At 71.4% G+C, this 16,033-nt stretch carries 13 protein-coding genes; 7 read left to right on the top strand and 6 right to left on the bottom strand.

The window, feature by feature from the left end:
• Nucleotides 1–59: 59 nt before the first annotated feature.
• On the top strand, nucleotides 60–872 hold the full coding sequence (locus tag AB0B48_RS13095; RefSeq protein ID WP_357200164.1) for a TauD/TfdA family dioxygenase: 813 nt from the start codon (nucleotides 60–62) through the stop codon (nucleotides 870–872).
• Entirely contained in the window at nucleotides 862–2,298 is a 1,437-nt protein-coding gene (locus AB0B48_RS13090) for a class I adenylate-forming enzyme family protein (protein ID WP_357200161.1), read from the top strand. Before AB0B48_RS13095 ends, AB0B48_RS13090 begins: the two co-directional genes overlap by 11 nt.
• Before the next feature lie 44 nt (nucleotides 2,299–2,342).
• Here the strand turns inward: AB0B48_RS13090 and AB0B48_RS13085 are convergent, their stop codons facing one another.
• Nucleotides 2,343–2,939: a helix-turn-helix domain-containing protein gene (locus AB0B48_RS13085; RefSeq protein ID WP_357200158.1), complete on the bottom strand. Its 597-nt coding sequence runs from the start codon at nucleotides 2,937–2,939 to the stop codon at nucleotides 2,343–2,345.
• Nucleotides 2,940–3,015: 76 nt separating this feature from the next.
• Between AB0B48_RS13085 and AB0B48_RS13080 the strand changes: the two genes are divergently transcribed.
• Complete coding sequence (locus AB0B48_RS13080; RefSeq protein WP_357200155.1) at nucleotides 3,016–4,590, top strand: bifunctional NAD(P)/FAD-dependent oxidoreductase/class I SAM-dependent methyltransferase; 1,575 nt, start codon at nucleotides 3,016–3,018, stop codon at nucleotides 4,588–4,590.
• 266 nt (nucleotides 4,591–4,856) lie between these two features.
• A complete protein-coding gene (locus tag AB0B48_RS13075) occupies nucleotides 4,857–6,587 on the top strand; it encodes a hypothetical protein (RefSeq protein WP_357200152.1) in 1,731 nt (576 codons plus the stop codon).
• A gap of 82 nt (nucleotides 6,588–6,669) precedes the next feature.
• Here the strand turns inward: AB0B48_RS13075 and AB0B48_RS13070 are convergent, their stop codons facing one another.
• A complete protein-coding gene (locus AB0B48_RS13070) occupies nucleotides 6,670–7,143 on the bottom strand; it encodes a hypothetical protein (RefSeq protein ID WP_357200149.1) in 474 nt (157 codons plus the stop codon).
• A gap of 211 nt (nucleotides 7,144–7,354) precedes the next feature.
• Here AB0B48_RS13070 and AB0B48_RS13065 point away from each other — a divergent pair, with 211 nt between their 5' ends.
• A complete protein-coding gene (locus AB0B48_RS13065; RefSeq protein WP_357200146.1) occupies nucleotides 7,355–8,749 on the top strand; it encodes an FAD-dependent oxidoreductase in 1,395 nt (464 codons plus the stop codon).
• A 27-nt stretch (nucleotides 8,750–8,776) separates the two neighbouring features.
• On the opposite strand, the gene AB0B48_RS13060 is transcribed toward AB0B48_RS13065, so the two are convergent.
• The 3 genes from AB0B48_RS13060 to AB0B48_RS13050 are packed head-to-tail and all read right to left on the bottom strand — an operon-like array spanning nucleotide 8,777 to nucleotide 11,403.
• A complete protein-coding gene (locus AB0B48_RS13060; protein WP_357200143.1) occupies nucleotides 8,777–9,544 on the bottom strand; it encodes a nucleotidyltransferase domain-containing protein in 768 nt (255 codons plus the stop codon).
• Between the two features lie 36 nt (nucleotides 9,545–9,580).
• Nucleotides 9,581–10,921, bottom strand: coding sequence for a hypothetical protein (locus AB0B48_RS13055; RefSeq protein ID WP_357200140.1), 1,341 nt, complete (start codon nucleotides 10,919–10,921; stop codon nucleotides 9,581–9,583).
• A 5-nt stretch (nucleotides 10,922–10,926) separates the two neighbouring features.
• Complete coding sequence (locus tag AB0B48_RS13050) at nucleotides 10,927–11,403, bottom strand: hypothetical protein (RefSeq protein WP_357200137.1); 477 nt, start codon at nucleotides 11,401–11,403, stop codon at nucleotides 10,927–10,929.
• Nucleotides 11,404–11,506: 103 nt separating this feature from the next.
• Between AB0B48_RS13050 and AB0B48_RS13045 the strand changes: the two genes are divergently transcribed.
• Nucleotides 11,507–12,352, top strand: a complete 846-nt coding sequence (locus tag AB0B48_RS13045) for a copper resistance protein CopC (protein ID WP_357200134.1) — start codon at nucleotides 11,507–11,509, stop codon at nucleotides 12,350–12,352.
• Nucleotides 12,353–12,670: 318 nt separating this feature from the next.
• Complete coding sequence (locus AB0B48_RS13040) at nucleotides 12,671–15,076, top strand: ricin-type beta-trefoil lectin domain protein (protein WP_357200131.1); 2,406 nt, start codon at nucleotides 12,671–12,673, stop codon at nucleotides 15,074–15,076.
• A gap of 74 nt (nucleotides 15,077–15,150) precedes the next feature.
• Here the strand turns inward: AB0B48_RS13040 and AB0B48_RS13035 are convergent, their stop codons facing one another.
• Nucleotides 15,151–15,963: a hypothetical protein gene (locus AB0B48_RS13035; protein WP_357200128.1), complete on the bottom strand. Its 813-nt coding sequence runs from the start codon at nucleotides 15,961–15,963 to the stop codon at nucleotides 15,151–15,153.
• Nucleotides 15,964–16,033: the final 70 nt, after the last annotated feature.

Below are 16,033 nucleotides of genomic sequence, written 5' to 3'. Positions count from 1 at the left end.
CGAAGCCCGCTCACCGCGGCCGCGTCACCCATCCCAACGCCACACCTCAGGAGATGACCTTGAGCCTCACCCCGTCAGGTCTCGGGCTGGTACTCGACCCCGCCCCCACGAACAATCTGGCGAGCGCCTGCCGCAGTGCCGCGACCCGGACCGGCGCGGCCCTCGTACGAGGGCTCGATCTCGACGAACCAGCCTTTCAACGCCTGGTGCATGAGCTCGGCGACACCGTTGAGCACAAGTTCGGCGAGGGCCGCGCCGACCTGCTCAAGTTGAACGCCTCAGCAGACGAGGGGAAAGTGGTCACCGGGCGCGGCCCACTCCCGCTGCACACCGACGGCATCCTGGTAGGAGAGCAGACGGATCTGATCGTCCTCTACGCCAGCGAGTTCCGCGACGAGCCTGGATCCGGCGAGACGACAGTCTGTGACCAGTTGGCGGCGTGGGCCGAGATGCCGGACGACCTGCGGCAGACGATCGAGACCGTAGGGCTGGAGTATCTGGTCGAGGACCGGGGTTACTTCCCGACGGTCCCTGACGACTGGTACGAGATCCCCACCGTCCGCGACTACGGTCGGGTTCGGTCGCTGAACCTGACGTTGCCGTTCCCCGTCGGCGCCAACCATGGCTGGCAGGTACGGGTCAAAGGCGGCGACCAGACCACCACCGACACCTTCTTCACCCAGCTCAGTGACTTCCTGCACCGCCCCCGATTCCTTTACCAGCACCGCTGGCAGGTGGGCGACCTTCTCGTGATCGACAACCAGCGCACCCTGCACGGACGCACCGCGATCGGTGCCGACGGGGTGCGGCTGCTTCTGCGCGGACAGGTCACTCTGAACACGGCACGCCGGGATGATCTGCATGCTGCATGAGGCGTTCCAGGAGGTGGTTCGGACCCACCCGGACGGGGTGGCCGTGCAGGCAGTCGACGGCGAGGAGCTCACGTACGCCCAGCTGAGTGACCTCGTCGACCGGGCGTCCGTCGGCCTGCTCGGCGTCGGGGTACAGCCTGGTCACCACGTCGCCACCCGTCTGCACAACGGCCCCGCGTACGTCGCGACCATTCTCGCCCTGGCTCGGCTCGGCGCGGTGCACCTGCCGATCAGTGTGCAGTCGGACCGGGATCGGCTCCGCTGGTCGCTGGCCCAGGTCCCGGTCCGATTCCTGATCCACGAGCAGGATGACGACCTGTTCGAGACCCCGGTCGACACCCTCGCCGTCAACACGCTCCTCGCCGAGCCCGCCCCGCGCGCCGTCGAGGCGCTGCCGGCCGGGTCTCGGGCCGGCGTCTTCCGGTTGCTGGAGACCACCGGATCCACCGGGGTCCCCAAGCTCGTCGCCTGGCGTCAGGAAGACCTACTGGCCGACCGGCGGCAGTGGCTGTCCTATCTCCAGGTGACCGCTGAAGACGTCTTCCTGACCATGCATCCGTTGGACGTGGCCCATGGTGTCGATGTGCACATGTTTCCGGCGCTCCTGGCCGGCGCCCGGCTCGTGTTCTCCGACCCTGCCGCGCCGCCGGACCGGCTGCTGCGTGCTCTCGCCGAATCGGGCACGACGATCTTCAGCGCCCTGCCACGCCACTATCAGCTGCTTGCCGACAGCAGCTCCACAGCTCTGCCGTCGCTGCGGCTCCCGCTCTGCGGCGGGGCCTATCTCAGCCCGGAGGTGATCACGCAGGCACGCCGACACCTCGGGATCCGGATCCGTCGCATCTACGGGTCGACCGAGTTCGGCATCGTCCTGGGCAACATGGACGACGTCGCGCAGGAGTCCCGCGGCATGTATCCCCTACCAGGGGTCGAGGTGGCGCTGGAACCGCTCTCGGCGCAGACGCCGGCGCTCGGTGAGATCCTGGCCCGTTCGCCACACACCAGCATCGGATACGAGGGCAACCCGGTCGAGACGGCACGTGCCTTCCGGGGCGGCTGGTACCGGACCGGCGACGTGGGCGAGCGGACGGATTCCGGCGAGTACCGCGTGCTGGGCCGGGTCGCCGACGTCCTGGCCACCACGTCGGGACGGCTGGTCTTCGCACCTCAGCTCGAAGGCGCGTTGGAGGCCGACGCGGCGGTGCGGGAGGCGGCGGTCGTGCCGTCGACGGCGGCGGATGACGGGGCGGCTCCGCTGGTGGTGGTGACGCCGGCAGACGGAGCCCCGGCGTCGGACGTCGCCACCGCGGCGCGCCGCCTCCTGCGCGAGCACGGTGTGGCTGACCGGGTACGGGTGGTCGACGAGCTTCCGCACACCCCGGTCGGAAAGCTCGACAAACCAACAATCCTGCGACGGTGGGGCTGAGCAGTTCCTGGACACTCCACGGCCGACGGGGTCGGGCTCGACGACTACTGCTGCTTGTCGGGCGTGGCCGGGCGGGCGCGGACGTGCAACCGCTCCCCCTGCGGGCCGAAGAGACTGAGGGCTTCGGCGGTGCCGGGGCCGGGGTTGAAGAACAGGTGCGGGACGCGGGTGTCGAACTCGGCCACCTCCCCCGGGGCCAGCGTCAGATCACGATCACCGAGCAGCAGGCGTAGCCGGCCGGAGAGCACGTAGAGCCACTCGTACCCCTCGTGGGCCTGCGGGATTCGGCCCCCGGCGGACGGGTCGGGCGGGAAGATCTGCTTGAACGCCTGGACGCCGCCCGGCCGGCGGGTCAGCGGCAGGTACGTCACGCCGTGGATGACGATCGGTTTGGGGCGTACCCGGGGGTCGTCGGTGGCGGGAGCGTCGACCAGTTCGTCCAGCGCCACCTGGTAGGCCCTCGCCAGCGGAAGCAGTAACTCCAGGGTGGCGCGACGGCTCCCGGACTCCAGCCGGGACAGGGTGCTCACCGAGATGCCGGTCAGCTCGGCGAGCTGGGTCAGCGTGATCCCACGTTGGTGACGCAGGGCACGCAGCCGGGGGCCGACGGCCGCCAGCGCGGCGTTGTCCTCGTTTGCCATAACGGCAAGGATAGTTGCCACATTGCCGACGGCGACGGATGGTGGGCGCAGCCGACAGAGCAAGAGGGAGATACCGGTGGACGAGACATACGACGTGGTGGTGGTGGGCGGCGGCGCCGCAGGGCTCAGCGGAGCGCTGGCGCTGAGCCGGGCCCGACGGTCGGTACTGGTGATCGACTCCGGTGAGCCGCGCAACGCGCCGGCCGACCGGGTGCACAACTACCTGGGCCGGGAGGGGACGCCGCCGGGCGAGCTGCTCGCCATCGGACGAACCGAGGTGTCCGGGTACGGCGGACAGTTCCGCACCGGACGGGTGCAGGCCGCGACCCGGGACCACGACGGGTTCCGGCTCAGCCTGGACGGCGGGGATTCGGTACGGGCCCGCCGGCTGCTGGTGACCACCGGTCTGACCGACGAACTGCCCGACGTGCCCGGCCTCGCCCAGCGATGGGGTCGCGACGTGCTGCACTGCCCGTACTGCCACGGCTGGGAGGTTCGGGACCGCCGGATCGGCGTCCTGGCGACCAGCCCGCTGAGCGTGCACCAGGCCGAGATGTGGCGACAGTGGAGCCCCAGCGTGCTGCTCTTCCTGCACGACGCGCCGGCGCCGGACGCGGAGACCGCCGAGCGGCTCGCCGCCCGCAGCATCGCGGTGGTGCCCGGCCCGGTCGCCGCCGTGGAGGTGACCGACGACGCGCTGACCGGTGTACGGCTCGCCGACGGCCGGGTGGTGGCGCTCGACGCGATCGTGGTGGCGACGCGGCTGACTCCCCGCTCCGATGTGCTGGTGGGGTTGGGTCTGGCCCCGGAGGAGGTGACGATGGGCGAGCACGTCATCGGCGCCCAGATCCCGACCGACGCCACCGGCGCGACGACTGTCCCGGGCGTCTGGGTGGCGGGCAACGTGGCCGACATCCGCGGTCAGGTGATCACGTCCGCCGGGGCCGGCCTGACCGCGGCGGCGGCGATCAACGCCGACCTCATCGCCGAGGAGACCCGCGACGCGGTGGCCGCGTACCGGCAGTTGGTGGCCACGACGTTCGAGGAACCGGCGTGGGAGGAGCGCTACCAGTCCCGCCCTTCGGTCTGGAGTGGCCGGCCGAACCCGCAACTGGTCGCCGAGGTGACCGACCTGGCCCCGGGGCGCGCCCTGGACGTGGGCAGCGGCGAGGGTGCCGACGCGGTGTGGTTGGCCGGGCGCGGCTGGCAGGTGACCGCGGTGGACATCTCCACCACGGCGTTGAGCCGGGCCGCCGCGCACGCCGAGACCGCGGGCGTGCGCGACCGGATCGAGTTCACCCACGCCGACCTACGGGACAAGCCGCCCACGGAGGAGGCGTACGACCTGGTGTCCGCGCAGTTCATGCACCTGCCGCCGCAAGAGCGGCGGGAGTTGTTCGGCCGGCTGGCCGCCGCGGTGGCACCCGGCGGGGTCCTGCTGATCGTCGGGCACCACCCCTCGGATCTGTGGGGGTCGGCGCACCGGATGCACATGCCGGACATGATGTACACCGCGCAGGACGTGGCCGCCGATCTGGAACCGGCCCACTGGGAGGTACTGGCGGCTGAGGAACGCTCCCGCCTCGCCACGAACCAGAACGGTGAGGACATCACCCATCACGACGCGGTCCTGGTCGCCCGCCGACGCTGACCCCGCGCGCGTCGCCGTGCGGTCACCACGTCGACCCGCGTCGATCATGGACTGATGCGGGATGACAAAGGGTGGTGGAGCACCACCTTTCCGGCAGCATGAGTCCATGGTCGGCGCGGGAACGGAGCAACGCGGGACGGCAACGTGAGAGGTGGTGGGGCAGGACTTCGCATGAGGTCGGGTCAGCGGTAGCGTTGCGCCACACTGACGGCCCGTGGGGCAGGCGATCGCCGACCCTGACGCCCCGATCGTACGGAGGATGGTGCATGTCCATCGGCGCTGAGCCGCACGCAGCACGCGACGATGCGGCCTCCCGGCCGAGCTTCGAGCTCGCCCTTCGCGGATACGACAAACGCCAGGTGGACCGGCACCTGGAGCAGCTCGACGGCCAGATCGCGATGCTGAGCGGAGAGCACGGGCGCTCCGCCGTCCGCGTCCGTGAACTGACCGCCGAGGTGCAGCGACTGCGCGCCGAACTGGCCGAGCTTCAGGAGCAACCTGTGCAGGTGGACCGCGCCTCGTTCCACGATCTGGGCCCGATGGTCGGCGAGATCATGGCGCTCGCCGAGAAGCAGGCCGGCATCATCACCGAGTCGGCCACCGACCGGGCCAACGAGCTGCGCAGCGAGTCCGAGCGGATCCTCGCCGACACCCGTGAGCGGGCCGCGCAGGCACGTCAGGACCTGTCGGAGGAGTTGGCCACGCGGCGGGCCGAGCAGGAGCAGGCGCACGAGGAGCGGCGCGCCCACGCCGAGGCCGAGTTGACAGCGATCCGCGAGCACGCCGAGCAGTTGCGGGCCGACGGTGAGGCCGCGCACGAGCGCGCCCAGCACGAGGCCAAGCGGATCACCGAGCAGAGCGCGCAGCAGCTCAACCAGACCAGGGTCGCCGCCGACGCGCTGATGAAGTCGGCCCGTACCCAGATCCAGCAGGAACTCCAGTCGGCCCGCTCCAAGCATCAGCAGGAGATGGCCCAGTGGCAGGCCAGCGTGGAGCGAGAGGTCAACGAACGGCGTACCGCCGCCGAGCAGGACATCGCCGAACAGCAGGCCGCCGCCGAGCAGGAGCTGGCCGAGCAGCGCAGCGCGACCGAGCAGCAGATAGCCGCGCTGCTCGCCGAGGCGCAGCAGCACGTGACCGAGCTGCGCAACCGCGCCGACGAGCAGGCCGCCAGCCATCAGCAGCAGCTCGCCGCCCTGCAGAAGGAGCTTGAGGAGCGCCGGCAGGAGGCCGCCGACCTGAACGCGGAGCTGGACACCGGCCGTCAGCAGCTCGCCGAGATCCGCCAGGAGGGCGAGACGCTGGAGAACGAGCTGTCCCGGATGCAGCAGCGACTCAGTGAGGTCCGTCGGGACCTGACCGCCGAAAGCGCCCGGTTGGACGAGGCCCGGCGGGCCGGCGACTCCGCCGAGCGGCACGCCAAGGAGGTCCGCGCCCGCGTACAGCGGGAGGCGAAGCGGGTGGCCGACCTCGCCGCCGCAGCGGTCATGGCCGCGGCAGCCGGCGGTACGGAGACCGCCGAGTACCCGATGGTGGGCTCCCGCTCCAGCGCCGACCGACCCGCCCCGGAGCGCGTCGAGCGGCTCACCGTCGACCGCGTCGACCGGTACTCCGCGGAGCGCCCGACAGTGGACGATGCGGACACCGATCGCGCCACTGCCGACCGCGCCCTGCTCAGCGTCGCACCTGCCGATCGGGGCTCGGCCGAGAACGGCTACGCGGACCTGACCCCGGTGGACCAGGCCAGTGGCGACCAGGCCCCGGCCGAGCACGCGAACGGCGACCGGGCACCGGTGGAGCAGGCAGACGACGCGCATGCTGGCGCTGCGGCGGTTGCGGAGGAGTCGACGACGTCCGACCGTACGGCGGCCCGGGAGGTCAGCGCCGACGACGCCGACCGGACCTTCCCTCGGCACATCGGCACTGACGCACCGACGCCCGTGCCGTTCCTGGCCTTCGGGCAGCCGGTCAGCGAGAACGGCGCCGCCCGACACTGACCTCAGCCGCGGTTGCACCCGGGCCCGGAGCGGATCCGCACGGGCCCGGGCCGAGCGTCCGGCCGGTCGACGACCCAGCCACTCACGAGGGAGATTGAGCTGAGCGAGCGAGGTACCTCCGCAGCTCGGCGACCTCCTCGCCCGTGACGGTAGGGGCGAAGTCGAGGTATTCGCTGGGATAGATGGCGGTGCCGGAGCCGGCCACCGTGACGAACCAGGCGCCTTCGGGGCCGAACCAGTGCGCCTGTCCGACCTTGCCGAGGTCGACGAGGTCGTCCGGCGCGGCGGATTCGCCTGCCGCGATGATGCGCACCCACTGCCCGTCGCGCCCATACGGAGGCTGAGGGATCACCATGTCCAGGTACTCCTCGTCGACCCGCTCCGCCGTCACCCCGTACAGCCGAGCGGCACCCTCGCGTGCCACAGTGCGCACCTTCCTCAGACTGCCGGTGGCGCCGACCAGCACCTCTCCGTCAGGTCCGTCGACCAGCACCGCGTACGAGCGATCCGGCTCGTGGCGAACCCGTGCACGGAACCGCGGCGGGATGTCAGGCATCCAGCAATGATCCCCCACCGGGCTCGCCACGTGGGTACGCCGACGAAGCTCATGGACGATGGCTGACCAGCGGTGATCAAGGAACGGGTGATGGCTCGGGCGAATTCTGCGAGGAACCGGGTCGCCTCGCAGGTCGGAGCTGGCAGGCTGGGCTGGCCGCCGCGCACCAGCGGTGGCCGCCGGCCCGGCCGGTGACCGAGAGGAGCGCCCGGTGACCGACCAACCGGAGGAGTTCGACCTGCTCGTCGTCGGTGGCGGCAAGGCCGGCAAGACGTTGAGCATGGACGTGGCCCGATCCGGTCAGCGGGTCGCCATGGTCGAGCGCGGCATGATCGGCGGCAGCTGCATCAACGTCGCGTGCATCCCGACGAAGGCGCTGGTGACCAGCGCGCGGGCCGCCCGCCAGCTGCGGGACGCGTCGGCGCTCGGCCTGACGGTGGAGGGCGGCCGGGTCGACATCGACCTGTTGCGCGAACACAAGCAGGACGTGGTGGAGGGGATGGTCGCCGCCAACCGGCAGCAGTTCCTCGACTCCGGGCTGCACCTGGTGATCGGCGAGGCCCGGTTCGTCGGCCCACGAACCGTACGGGTGGTACTCGCCGACGGCGGCGAGCGACTGCTGCGCGGCAGCGACGTGGTGATCAACACGGGCACCCGCCCCCATCTGCCGTCGGTGCCCGGGATGGCCGAGGCCGGGGTGCTCACCAGCGACGAGCTGCTGCGCCTGGACCGGCTGCCGGCCCGGCTGGTGGTGCTCGGCGGCGGCACCGTCGGGGTGGAGTTCGCGCAGATGTTCGCGTTGTTCGGCAGCGCGGTGACACTGGTCGAGGGTGGTCCACGGCTGCTCACCCGCGAGGACCCCGACGTCAGCGACGCGGTGATGCGCGTCTTCCTCGACGATGGCATCGACGTACGGGTGGGTGTGGCCGTCGCGCGCGTCGACCGGGAGGCCGACGGATCGCTCCGGGTGACGCTGGACGACGGCAGCGTGGTGATCGGGGACGACGTGCTGGTGGCGGCCGGGCGGGAACCGGTCACCGACGGGCTCGGCCTCGACGTGGCCGGCGTACGGCTCAGCGAGCGGGGCTTCGTGGACGTCGACGAGCACCTGCGTACCAGCGCCGAGCGCACCTGGGCGGCCGGGGACGTCGCCGGGAGCCCGCAGTTCACCCACATCTCGCTGGACGACTACCGGATCATCCGGGCGAACCTCGCGGGAGGCCAACGCAGCACCGCCGACCGGCTGATCCCGTACACCGTCTTCACCACCCCGGAACTGGCCCGGGTCGGCCTGACCGAGACCGAGGCGCGCCGCGCCGGATACGACATCCAGGTCGCCCACCTGCCGGTCGCCGCCATCCCCCGGGCACGCACCCTCCGACAGACCCAGGGCATGTGGAAGGCGGTCATCGACACCAGCAGCGACCGGATCCTCGGTGCGTCGTTACTCGGCGCCGAGGCCGGTGAGGTGATCACCTCGGTGCAGCTGGCCATGCTCGCCGGAATGCCGTGGACCGCCCTGCGGGACGCGGTCATCACCCACCCGACCATGACCGAGGGTCTCAACCTGCTCTTCGCCTCGCTGGTGTCCAGCCCGGTCCGCTGAGCGCCGCGGGGCCCGCCCAGGCGACCGCTACCCGGCGATCTCGTCGCGTACCCCTTGTTGGAAGGCGCGGGCCTGCGCCCCGGTGGGCGGGGGCCCGCCGTGGCGTGCGGCGACCGCCTGACGGATCACCTCGGCCCGGTCGTCGGCGTCGAGCAGCCGCTGGCCGGCGGCCACCTTCGCCAACCAGACGCCGTCGCGGTGGCGCACCAGTGAGCGGCAGGCGCCGAGTACGGCGTCCTCAGTGCCGGGCGCGGGTTGGTCGGCCGGCGGGGTGGGCAGGGCGAGCCACCAGGACAGCGCCTCGATGAGCAGCCGGCGCAGGTCGGCCGGGGCGAGGTCGGCGAAGGCCTCCCCCGCCGGTGGCCCGAGCAGTGGGAGTCCACTCTGGTGCAGGATGCTGCGGTCGAGGCCGTACCAGAATCGGCCGTCGGTGAGCGGACGGTCGGCGGGGTCGAGGGTGCGGCGGAACGGCATGGCGGCCCCGGTGTTCAGTTCGACCTCGAAACCGGGGTCGGGGGTGCCGGAGGCGGCCACCGCGCGGTCGTAGACGACCAACTCCAGCCCGCGCGCGGGGCAGGGCAGCGCGTCGTGTCGCAGCCGGGCGACCAGCGTCTGCTTGATGGTGCGGGTGAGCGGCCCGGCGCTGAGCAGCGCCACGTCGACGTCGCTGCGGCCGGGCTGGTACGCCCCGAGCCCCACCGAGCCGGCCGCGTACGCGCCGACCAGGTCGGCGCCGAGCACGTCCCGGGCGGTGTTGACGAGGTCGTCGAGGTAGCGCTGAAGATCGGAGTCCACGGGCCATGATGGCGCACGGGTCGGAGCCGGGCGGGATCACCCCGCGTAGAGCAGCAGCAGACCGGCGACGGTGTAGGCGACCATCAGTGCCAGCAGGGGTAGTTGGCCGGCCACCGCCCGGGCCCGGGGGAACAGGTACAGCGCGCGGTCGTGGGCGAGCAGCGTGCCGAGCAGGTGCCCGAGGATGATGACGGTGATCTGGACGCTCGCCACCCCGGAGGGCGTGATCAGCGCGGTCCGCGGCTCCCAGCCGGCGGTGCCGAGCCAGTTGGCGCCGGTGCCCAGGGGGTCGGAGAGCAAGGCGACGGTGCGCTGGCCCTCCAGGATCAGCAGCGAGTAGTAGTGCGCCACCACGTACCCCACGGCGATCGGAACGATGGAGTGAGCGATCTCGCCCGGCACCTGACGGGCGTCGGGCGCTTCGGCACGACCGATCCGCGCCGCAGCGCCGGTCGCGGCGAGGTACGCCGCCGCGACGGCGGCGATGACGAGGCTCAGACCGGCGCTGCCGGTGACCGCCGGGTGCAGGCCGTTCTCCTGGCTGAAGCGCAACCAGCCCGGCGCGTTGGAGAGGCTGTCGTACATGGTCGACCCGAGCAGCACGATCACCACGGCGACCAGCCCGGGGCGGGGTCGCAGGCCGGCGATCCCGTCGAGCGGGTTACGCCAGACCAGCACGCCGTCGGCGGCCCGGCCGAGCGGGGCGAGGTGACCGATCAGGGTGCTGTACGCCTCGAACGGGTCGGCGTGGTCGAACCAGCCGGCGCCGAACAGCACGGCACCGGCCAGCAGGACCATCGCGTACCCGGTCAGCCAGGCGGTGATGACCGGCAGGGTGGCCCGGTCGGGGGCGACCAGTTCCAGCCAGACGAACCCGAACAGGGTGGCGGCTGCCGGCCACCAACCGACGCTGTCGGGCAGCTCACGGAGCCCACGGTTGGGGTCGCGCCGCGCCGCCAGCGCCACGAGCAGGTGCACGGTGCGCAGCGGGTTGACCGCCCGCCAGATCGGGCCGAGCAGCAGCGACAGCGGGGCCAGCCCGACCCAGAGCAGCACGTAGAGCGCGCCGGCGGTCGGGTTGTCAGCGGTGTCGGGCCCGCCCACCAGACCGAGGCAGAACCAGGCGGCGGCGAGCAGGCCGAGCCCGCGCAGCGCCCACCGGAACCCGGGCGCGTCGACGAGTCGGGCGAGCCGGTGCGGCACCGGGCGACCGCCGGTGGCGTCCCGGTCGAGCCGGGGTTCGCGCCAGAGCAGGCCCAGCGCCACGAAGGTGACGACGAGGGTCAGCGCGGCGGCGACGACGAGCTGCGGCAGGGTGATCGGTAGGTCCTGACGGCCACCGACGCCGTGTGCCAGCAGCGTGGGAGCGGCCGTCATGTCGTTCAGCGGACGACGAGCTGGAAGAGCACCAGCTCGGAATCGTGCGTCTCCACCTCGAACAGTCCGGTCTTGTCGGCGCGGAACTCCACCGAGCCGGGCGTGCCGGCCGGCAGCCGGGCGCCCAGGTCGTAGCCGTGCACGTGCAGCTCGTCGGCCACGTCGGAGGTGACGGTGATCCGGACCGACTGCCCCTTACTGACGGTGACCCGTCCGGTCGGCGGGTCGACCCGCTTCTTCGCGATCGTGACGGTGATCTGTTGGTCCACAGCGGCGGTGCTGGCGGAGGCGCTGGGCGTGCTGGCCGCCGTCGGGGTCGGCCCGGTGGAGGTGACGCTCGACGGGGCCACGGACGTGGGAGTCGGCGAGGGGGCGGCCACGGAGAGGTCGTCGTCCTGCCCGCAACCGGCGAGGAGCAGGGCGCCGAGGGTGGCGGCGGCGAGGGCGGCGGCGGTCCGGGCAGCGGGGGTACGGACGAACACGGGCGGACTCCGAACGACGCGAGGGGGACGGGTGTCGGGTTGATCGTCGGGGAGGAGAACTCTACGTCTTGTTCGGTGCCGGGGAAATGACCATGATGAACGAATGCGATCGAAGCTGGTCACTGTGCGTAAGGCCCTCAGCCGTGTCGTGGCGGCGCTGGCGGCGACCCTGGTGGTGTCGCTGCTGCTGCCGGTCGCCCCGGCGTCCGCGCACGGTCAGCTGGCGACCTCCACGCCTCTGAAGGGCACCGTCGTCCGCGAGCCGCTGCCCCAGTTGGCGTTCTACTTCACCGAGAAGCCGGCGTCCAACGCGCACTTCGCGATCAGCGGTCCGGACGGGTCGCGAGTGGACAACGGGTGGTCCTACGGTGAGCCGAAGCGATTGGACAAGCCGGTGACCGAGTACTTCATGGTCAATGGCGTGTTCGAGCCACGGCTCTACCACACCGGCTTCCCGGCCATGGTCACCGTCGCGCACTGGCCGGCGAAGGGCCGCTACACCGCGAGCTACCTCTCGGTCGCCTCGGACGGTGAGGCGGTGCGGGGCGAGGTGACCTTCGACTACCAGGGCCCGGGCACTGCGGCCCCGGCCGGCTGGTCGGCGCCCACGGCGGGGCCGGATCCGGCGCTGCTCGCCCAGGCCGAGGGCGAGGGCGCGGCCACCTCGGGGGGCACCGGCAGCCCGGTCGCTCCTACCGGCGCTGCGACGGGCGACCCGGTCGGTGCCGCGAAGGAGCAGGGGGACGGCGGGTTCCCGGCCTGGTTGGTCCCGGCCCTGATCGTCGTGGTGGTCTCCGCGATCGTGCTGGTGGCGGCCCGCCGTCGACCCGCCACGCCGGGAGCCACCACACGAAGCGGCCGGCCGGCCGCCTCGGCAGGCAAGGCCGCCACCCCGGCCCGCAAGCCCGGCGAACGATCCGGCGGCCCGGCCCGGCGCGGACGGCGGTAGGCCAGCGCCCGGTCCGGCACGTGGCAGTGGGCGTCAGGGCCCGTCGGACGGCACCGTTGACTGCCCAGCGGCAGGCCGATCGGCCAGACATTCTTCGCGTAACATGGCGAACTTTCGCATGGACATCGGTAACTTTTGATGCATCGGAGCGAAGCCATGGACAGTTCAATCGAAACGCCTTAATGTTCCGAGCCATCCACCCGGTGTTTCCGCAACGTCACTCGTCGGCGTCGAGGACGTTACGGAGCCGGGCCGACGGTCATCCTCACCGCTGATCCACGCCGGCCGTCGGACACTCCACTGCCTCCTGGAGGAACGATGGGCACACGCCTGCTACGCCGACTCCACCATCCCGTCCTGGGTGCGCTGGCACTCGTCCTCGCCGCCGGTCTCTGGGCCGCCCCCGCCAACGCCGCCCCCGCACAGGAACCGGGCGTCACGCTGCGCGTCTTCGACGTGCAGGTGCCCCTGTCCGAGTTGTGTACCCTCAAGCCCGCCCAGACCCCGAACGTGGACAAGCTGATGTCCACCATCAACTGGACCTCGGCGGCCGACTTCGGCTTCGAGGACAACTTCGTCTCGCAGGTGCTCGGCAACATCACCACCACCCAGGCCGGCAGCTACACCTTCCGGCTCAGCAGCGACGACGGCTCCAAGCTGTCGATCGACAACGCCGTAGTGATCAACCACGACGGCCTGCACGGCGCGACCCCGCCCAAGGAGGGCACCGTCACCCTCACCGCCGGCCTGCACGCTCTGCGGATCGACCACTTCGAGCGTGGCGGCGGGCAGCAGATCACCCTGGAGTGGAAGACGCCCGGTTCGTCGACCTTCGTTGTCGTACCGAACTCGGCACTGAGCACCGACGCAGGCGTGGTCCGGGTGACCGCACCCGGACGCAAGGAGTGCGAGGGCGTCTCCGACACCCCCGGTGACGGCCTGCCGCTGACCGGCGTGCACCCCGGCTACACCCTGACCAACCTGCGGCCCAGCGGCTTCCAGCCGAAGGTCACCGGCATGGACTGGCTGGCCGACGGCCGACTGGTCATCAGCACCTGGGGCGGCAGCGACCAGTCCGGCACCTCCCAGGACGGCGAGGTCTGGATCCTCGGCAACACCGGCGGATCGACGAGCCCGGGCAACGTGACCACCAAGAAGATCGCCGGCGGCCTCAAGGAACCGATGGGGCTCAAGGTCGTCGACGGGGTGGTCTACGTGACCGAGAAACAGCGGTTGACCCGGCTGGTGAACACCGGCGGTGACGAGGCGGCCGAGCGCCTGGAGACCGTCGCCACCTGGCCGTACGGCGGCAATTTCCACGAGTTCGCGTTCGGCCTGCTCTACCAGGACGGGTTCTTCTATCTGAACCTGTCGGTGTCGATCAACTCCGGCGGTGCCACCACCAACCCGCAACCCGCCACCAACCGCGGCACCACCCTCAAGGTCAACAAGGACACCGGCGCGGTCAGCTACGTCGCCGGCGGTCTGCGTACGCCACACGGGATCGGCTGGGGCCCGGAGGGCGGCATCTTCGTCACCGACAACCAGGGTGGCTGGCTGCCCTCGTCGAAGCTGGTGCACATCAAGCAGGGCCGGTTCTTCAACCACTTCACGAACCCGGCGGGTCCGTTCGACACCGCACCGGTCACGCAGCCGGTGCTCTGGATGCCGCAGAACGAGATCGCCAACTCGCCCAGCACTCCGCTCTACCTGACCAGCGGTCGCTACGCCGGCCAGTTCGTCATCGGTGACGTCACCTACGGCGGCCTGCAACGGGCGAACGTGGAGAAGGTCAACGGCGAGTACCAGGGCGCGTTGTTCCGGCTCACCCAGGGCCTGGAGGCGGGCGTCTCCGAGGTCAACGTCGGCCCGGACGGCGCGATCTACGTCGGCGGGCTCGGCGCGGGCGGCAACTGGGGCCAGACCGGCAAACTCTCGTACGGCCTGCAGAAGCTCACCCCGAACACCGCCACCACGTTCGAGATGCTCGCGATGCGCGCCACCACGACCGGCTTCGAGGTGGAGTACACCGAGCCGGTGTCGACGGCGACCGCCGCCGAGCTGGCCGCGCGCTACAAGCTCAAGCAGTGGCGGTACGTGGCGACGTCGAGCTACGGCGGTCCGAAGATCGACGAGGAGACCCTGACCGTCACCTCGGCCACCCTCTCGGCGGACGGCAAGAAGGTCAGTCTCACGGTGCCCGGTCGCAAGGCCGGCCGGGTGGTGCACCTGCGCTCCCCGCGCCCGTTCACCTCGACCAGCGGTCAGTCACTGTGGAGCACCGAGGCGTGGTACACGCTCAACTCCATCCCGGGCAGTCCCCCGCCGCCGACCGGCGGCACCATCACCGGCGTCGGCGGCAAGTGCCTGGACGTCGACAACGCGGGCACCGCCGACGGTACGAAGATCCAGCTCTGGACCTGCAACGGCACCACAGCGCAGTCGTGGACGAAGGTCGGCGACACGTACCGGGTGCTGGGCAAGTGCCTGGACGTGGACAACGGCGGCACCGCCAACGGCACGAAGGTTCAGCTCTGGACCTGCAACGGCACCGCCGCGCAGGTCTGGCAGCCACAGGCCGACGGGTCGATCCGCAACCCGCAGTCGGGCAAGGTCCTGGAGGCCGCCGGCGGCAGCAGCGCCGACCGCACCCAGATCCAGCTCGGCACGTACGCGGGCGGCGCACACCAGAAGTGGGTGGTCAGTAGCGGGGTAACCGGCTGACCTCGGACGGAGGGGCGCGGTCTGGCCGGCGGGTCAGGCCGCGCCCCGCCCGTCCACGGCGCGAAGATCTCCGCTCAGCGGAAGAGCACCGGCCGGTTCCCCCGGGCGCCGACGAGGTGGCCCCTGATGTTGATGTCCTCGACCGAGTCGGTCTCCCACACGCCCCGGGTGGTCAGGTCTGTCATCAACCCGTTGCGCCAGAGGAACGGGTGCCACGCAGCGGTGGTGGTGCTCTGGCCCACCACCTCACCCCGGTCGTTGATCGCGGTGGCGCGGCTCCAGTCGCCACCGAGCGTGCCGAGGTCGGTCAGTGTCCCGTTCTGCCAGCGGAACGCCCGGCCGTTCGCCGCGCCCACCACCTGGCCCCGGTTGTTGACCCCGAGGGCCTCGCTGCCGATCTGCGTGAACACCCCGTCGCGCAGCCGGCCACCCACGCAGGTGCACGGGTAGTCCTGCGGCGGCACGTTGAACCCGCCCACCACGTCGCCCGCGTTGTTGAAGTCGGCGGTGAACTCGTAGAAGTACTCCCGACCCAGGTCGGTGAAGACCCCGTCGCGCCACAGGAAGCGGTGCGGCATGTCTCCGGCCGGTTCGCTGGTGCCGAGCACCTGCCGCCGGTCGTTGACGCCGATTGCCACACTGTTCTCCCCGCCCAGGGTGCCCAGGTCGTGGAGCTGACCGTCGCGCCAGAGCACAGCGCGGGTCAGGTAGTCCGAGCCGAACGAGGTGATCGCCACGTCACCGAACTCGTTGACGTCCACGGCGCTGGAATCCGTGTCACCCGGTAGCACGCCCAGGTCGGTGATGACACCGTGGCGCCACAGCACGGCGTGCCGGGCGCCGCTGGCGACCGTGCTCCAGCCGACGATGTCGCCGCGATCGTTCATCGCCGTCGCAGCGCCGTCACCCCCGCACAGCTATCGGGTCGTCGACCTCGGCACCCTGAGCGGGGGCGAC

The sequence above is a fragment of the Micromonospora sp. NPDC049089 genome (assembly GCF_040648775.1).
Classification (GTDB): domain Bacteria; phylum Actinomycetota; class Actinomycetes; order Mycobacteriales; family Micromonosporaceae; genus Micromonospora.
This window is presented reverse-complemented; position numbering and strand designations above follow the sequence as displayed.

Bases quoted from the DNA above. Each gene is read 5' to 3' on its own strand.
- AB0B48_RS13055 (WP_357200140.1), bottom strand. From the start codon at position 10,921: ATGACGGCCGCTCCCACGCTGCTGGCACACGGCGTCGGTGGCCGTCAG.
- AB0B48_RS13040 (WP_357200131.1), top strand. From the start codon at position 12,671: ATGGGCACACGCCTGCTACGCCGACTCCACCATCCCGTCCTGGGTGCG.
- AB0B48_RS13085 (WP_357200158.1), bottom strand. From the start codon at position 2,939: ATGGCAAACGAGGACAACGCCGCGCTGGCGGCCGTCGGCCCCCGGCTG.
- AB0B48_RS13090 (WP_357200161.1), top strand. From the start codon at position 862: ATGCTGCATGAGGCGTTCCAGGAGGTGGTTCGGACCCACCCGGACGGG.
- AB0B48_RS13075 (WP_357200152.1), top strand. From the start codon at position 4,857: ATGTCCATCGGCGCTGAGCCGCACGCAGCACGCGACGATGCGGCCTCC.
- AB0B48_RS13035 (WP_357200128.1), bottom strand. From the start codon at position 15,963: ATGAACGATCGCGGCGACATCGTCGGCTGGAGCACGGTCGCCAGCGGC.
- AB0B48_RS13045 (WP_357200134.1), top strand. From the start codon at position 11,507: ATGCGATCGAAGCTGGTCACTGTGCGTAAGGCCCTCAGCCGTGTCGTG.
- AB0B48_RS13070 (WP_357200149.1), bottom strand. From the start codon at position 7,143: ATGCCTGACATCCCGCCGCGGTTCCGTGCACGGGTTCGCCACGAGCCG.